This is a genomic window from Streptomyces chiangmaiensis, from assembly GCF_036281785.1.
GTDB classification, from domain to species: domain Bacteria; phylum Actinomycetota; class Actinomycetes; order Streptomycetales; family Streptomycetaceae; genus Streptomyces; species Streptomyces chiangmaiensis.
In genome coordinates, this window is record NZ_JAYWVC010000354.1 from 1 (window position 1) to 4969 (window position 4969).

A 4969-nucleotide genomic window follows, 5' to 3' on the forward strand; every position below is an offset into this window, starting at 1 on the left:
TCCTGAGCAAGGAGACGATGCTGGTCGTGCTGCCGGCGCTGCTGGTGACGATGTGGCAGCACAGCCACCGTGACACCCGCAAGTTCGCGGTGACCGGCGCGGTGGTCGCGTGCGGGCTGACCGGGCTGGGGTATCCGCTCTATGCCCTGCTCAACTATGAACTGTTCCCGGGCCCTGGGCACGTCTCGCTGATCGGCGGGATCAGATTTCAGATGAGCCGCGAGGGCTCGGGCTTCATCCTCGCCAAGGGCACCAACTCGCACGCGGTCTTCGAGTCGTGGCTCTACTACGACACTGTGCTTCCGCTCGGCGGGCTTGCCGGCGCTGTGCTGCTGCTCGGTGTCCTGCGCTGGTCGGTGACCGCCAGGGCGCTGGCCGGTCCCGCTCTCGCCGTGGCGATCCTCGCTCTGGTCGCCATGCGTCCGTCGGGCTATCTGCCCGCCATGTACGTGATCCAGGCGCTGCCCTTCCTGGCGCTGATCGTCGCCGGGACCGCCGTGAGCGTCACCCACGCGGTGTTGCTTCGCGGCGCCCGGCGCGGCGGCCGGGCCTTCCGGTACGCCCGCGGGACGCTGCTCGCCGCCCTGGGCGCGACCGTCGCCGTCCGGGTCGTATCGCACTGGTACGACGGCGACCGCACCGCCCTGATCGCCGACGCCAACGCGCCCTACCGGGCGGCCGCCGCCTGGATGCGGGACGACGTGGCGGACCCGGGCCGCACGCGGGCACTGGTCGACGACGCCCTGTGGCTCGACCTCGTCCACGCCGGATACCGCCCCGGTGACGGCGCCATCTGGTTCTACAAGGCCGACCTCGACCCCGCTGTCGCCAAGACGCTGCCGAACGGCTGGCGGGACATCGACTACGTGGTCGCCTCCCCGACGGTGCGCCGGGACGCCGTTGACCTGCCGACCGTCAAGGCGGCACTGCAGCACTCCGCCCCCGTCGCGGTCTTCGGCGAGGGCGCCGACCGCATCGAGATCCGCCGCATCGCTGGAGGGACCAGGTGACCGTGTTCAGTAGCGGTACGGAAGGGGCCAACGCCCCCGATCTGCACGCCGGAGCGCCCATCACGCCCGGCTCCGTCACCGTGGTCATCCCCGCCTTGAACGAGTCCGGCAACATCTGCGAACTCCTCTCCCGGCTGGCCGATTCACTCCCTGAGCGGCTACCTGACTGCGAAGTCGTCTTCGTGGACGACAGCACCGACGACACCCCGGCGGTCGCCGAGATGGTGGGCCGCGACTGCCCGTTCCCCGTCACCGTCATCCACCGCGACACCCCGGCCGGTGGACTCGGCGGCGCCGTCGTCGAGGGCCTGAGGACCGCCGACACCGAGTGGGTCGTCGTGATGGACGCCGATCTGCAGCATCCGCCGTCCCTCGTCCCCGAACTCGTCGAGACCGGCACCCACAAGGGCGCCGACCTGGTCGTCGCCAGCCGCTACACCGGTGGCGGCAGCCGCGCCGGGCTCGCCGGGGCCTACCGGGTCGCGGTCTCGCGCGGTGCGACCTGGCTCACCAAGGGCTTGTTCCCGCGGGCCCTGCGCGGCATCAGCGACCCGATGAGCGGCTTCTTCGCCATCCGCCGCGACGCGGTGCGCAACCATCGCGGCAGCGGCGCGCTGCGCCCGTTGGGGCACAAGATCCTGCTGGAGCTGGCGGTCCGCAGCCGTCCCCGTGCCGTCACCGAGGTGCCCCTTGTCTTCCAGAACCGCTACGCGGGCGAGTCCAAGTCGACCGTCCGGGAGGGAATGCGCTTCCTCGCCCACCTGGTGAGGCTGCGCACCGCTTCGCCGGTCGGGCGGGCACTGGTCTTCGGCCTGATCGGGCTCACTGGCTTCGTGCCCAACCTGGCGGCGCTGGCCGTGCTCACGTCCGCGGGTATGCACTATGTGCCCGCCGAGATCGTCGCGAACCAGTTCGGCGTGCTGTGGAACTTCCTGCTGATCGAACTGCTTCTGTTCCGGGAACGCCGTCGCCACCGCCACTGGGCCGACCGCCTGGGCCGGTTCGGGCTGCTGACCAACGCCGACCTGCTGCTGCGCATCCCGCTGATCACGCTCTTCGTCGGACGACTCGGGATGGGAGTGTTCACGGCGACCGCGTTCGCGCTGGTCGTGACCTTCGTCCTGCGGTTCGCGGGCACCGAGTTGCTGGTCTACCTGCCACGCCGCGGCCGCCGGGCAGCCGGCCGCCGCGGAAAGATCGAGGAGGCCTGATGACGAGAAGAGCACGCGGCCCCTTCGCGGCCGCCACCGCCTTCATCTTCGCAGCCATGGCGGCGCCGTTCCTCCTGCTGTCGGCCCCCGAGGCGGCCGAGGCGGGCACCAACCTCATCATCAACCCCGGCTTCGAGACGGCCGGAACCGACGACCTGCCGGCCTGCTGGGAGAAGTCCGGCTGGGGAGACAACGACTTCACCTTCACCACCACCGCCGACGCGCACTCCGGAAGCAAGGCGGTGACGGTCGCCCTGACCCGCCGCCTGGACGGCGACCGCAAGGCGATGATGACCGAGACCCCCGACTGCGCCCCGCACGTGACGACCGGCCAGCAGTACGACCTGTCGGTCTGGTACAAGTCGACGACCGCGGACACCGCGGTCACCCTCTTCCGGCACGACACCACGGCCGGCTGGCAGTATTGGACCGACCTGATGAACCCGCCGGTCAGCGCAGCCTGGAGCAAGGCCGAGGTGCGCACCCCGCCGGTCCCGGCCGGCACCGACCAGCTCACCTGGGGCGTGTCCGTCTACGGCGTCGGCAGCGTCACCACCGACGACTACACCGCCGAACTCGTCGGCGGCACACCGCCCGATCCGGTGTGTACCGGTACCGCCGCGGAGTGCCAGGACGGCAGGTGGGATGTACTGCCCGCGCAGAACCCGGTGCGCTCGATGCACTCCGTGGTCCTGAAGAACGGCAAGGTGCTGCTCATCGCGGGCTCCGGCAACAACACCGACAACTTCGCGGCCGGCAGCTTCACTTCCGCCGTCTACGACCCCGAGGCCAGCACCTACAAGGTCATCCCCACCCCCGACGACATGTTCTGCTCGGGCCACATCCAGCTGTCCGACGGCCGCGTACTGATCATGAGCGGTAACAAGGCCTACCCCGCCGCCGACGGCTCGCACGGCTACGAGGGCTACCGGCACAGCTACGTCTTCGATCCGGACACCGAGACCTACACGCAGACCAACGACCTCAACGACGGCCACTGGTATCCCTCGGCGACCGAGCTGGGCAACGGGGATGTACTGTCCTTCGGCGGCCTGCGCGAGGACTCTACGGGCTCGGTGACGGCCGAGAAGTGGTCGGCCGCGCAGAACAAGTGGCTCCCGCTGTCGCAGGTCAACCAGACCTGGTCGTACTGGGGACTGTACCCGTCGATGATCCTGATGCAGGATGGCCGGCTCTTCTATTCCGGCAGCCATGTCTTCGGCAACGGCACACCCGGCACCGGCTCTGCGGTCTACGACTACGACGCCAACACCGTCACGCCCATCAACGGCCTGCAGAACAAGGACCAGCGCGACCAGTCAGCCAGCGTGCTGCTGCCCCCGGCGCAGGACCAGCGCGTCCTGACCATCGGCGGCGGCAACATCGACAGCAACCCCGACGGCAACCGGCTCACCGACCTCATCGACCTGAAGCAACCGAACCCCACGTACTCCGCAGGACCGCTGCTGCCCCAGGGCACCGTCGACCTGCCGACGGGCACCGTGCCGCAGACCGGCGCCCAGGGCAAGATGTACGTCTCGGCCGTCCTCCTGCCCGACGGCAAGATCCTGGAGACCGGCGGCGGACTGCACAACCGGGCGGACCCCGTCCACGAGACGTCGATCTTCGATCCCCAGACCGAGACCTTCGCCCCCGTCGCCGCCGACCCCGAGGCCCGCGGCTACCACTCCTCGGCCTTCCTGCTGCCGGACGGCCGCGTCATGGCCACCGGCGACAACCCCGGCAACGGCACGTGGAACCACAATGTGTCGATCTACACGCCGCCGTACCTCTTCAAGGGCCCCCGGCCGCAGATCACCTCGGTCACCCACGATCACTGGACGTACGGCAGCAGCCAGCGGATCACCGTCGACCGCACCATCGCCAGGGCCGAACTGATCCGCCCGGCCGCGGTCACCCACTCCTCCGACCCCGACCAGCGCTTCGTAGACCTGCCGCTGACCGTCGTCAACGGCACCACCATTGACCTCAACGTCACCAGCAACCCCAATGTGGCGCCGCCCGGCTGGTACATGCTCTTCGCGGTCGACGCCAACGGCGTGCCCTCGGTGGCGAAGTGGGTCCACCTGGACGCCCAGGGGAGCGCCACCGCACTGCGCTCCGCCACCTCGGCCGGCACGGACACCCCGTCCCCGCACATCCACGACTTCGCCAGGGACCTGGCGAACAAGCCCCAAAAGCCCGGGAAGAAGCGCACCTCAGCCCCGGTCGGCGTCCGTGTCTCCGGCTGCGACAACCACTACGGCACCCGCGACCTCTGCATCCCGGCCGTCTTCCCGAACACCGTCAAGGCCACCACGGCCGCCCGCTGCACGTGGCTGAGCAGTCACGATTTCAAGTTGCCGTTGAAGACCAACGGTGTCGACGACCCGCTGCGGCTCGATCCGAACCACAACGGCCTGGCTTGCGACCGTACCGACGGCGGGTCACCCAGATGACAGCTGTACGGCGGCAGCGCAGCGTCGGGCGCTTCGCCGTCTTGCCCGGCCGCCATACCCGTTGGGAGTGTCCAATGAACGGCCCTGGCTCACTTTCGGTTTGCGCCGTGAGGCGCGGCTGGTTCGAGTGGAGGTGGAAGACCGTGCGCCACGAGGCGCTGCGATCCGCGTGCGGGTGTGAGACCCGCACCGTCGTCCCGTCGCAGCGGGACGGCAGAAGCAGGGGGTAGCTGGGCCCGGCGAGTCGGCCAGGTCTGGTGGAGAGCAGCCCCGACAACGACGGGACGCA

General features: G+C 69.7%; 2 protein-coding genes and 1 pseudogene. All 3 read left to right on the forward strand.

From position 1 onward, the window contains the following. Positions 1-1010: pseudogene (locus VXC91_RS42240) on the forward strand (glycosyltransferase); the annotation flags it as partial. Between the two features lie 41 nt (positions 1011-1051). Then, positions 1052-2221, forward strand: a complete 1170-nt coding sequence (locus VXC91_RS42245) for a glycosyltransferase family 2 protein (protein ID WP_329512662.1) — start codon at positions 1052-1054, stop codon at positions 2219-2221. After that, positions 2221-4680, forward strand: a complete 2460-nt coding sequence (locus VXC91_RS42250; protein WP_408057609.1) for a galactose oxidase-like domain-containing protein — start codon at positions 2221-2223, stop codon at positions 4678-4680. The genes VXC91_RS42245 and VXC91_RS42250 overlap by 1 nt, the downstream gene beginning before the upstream one ends. Positions 4681-4969: the final 289 nt, after the last annotated feature.

Excerpts from the sequence above, each read along its gene's own strand:
- VXC91_RS42250 (WP_408057609.1), top strand. The coding sequence starts at position 2,221 with ATGACGAGAAGAGCACGCGGCCCCTTCGCGGCCGCCACCGCCTTCATC.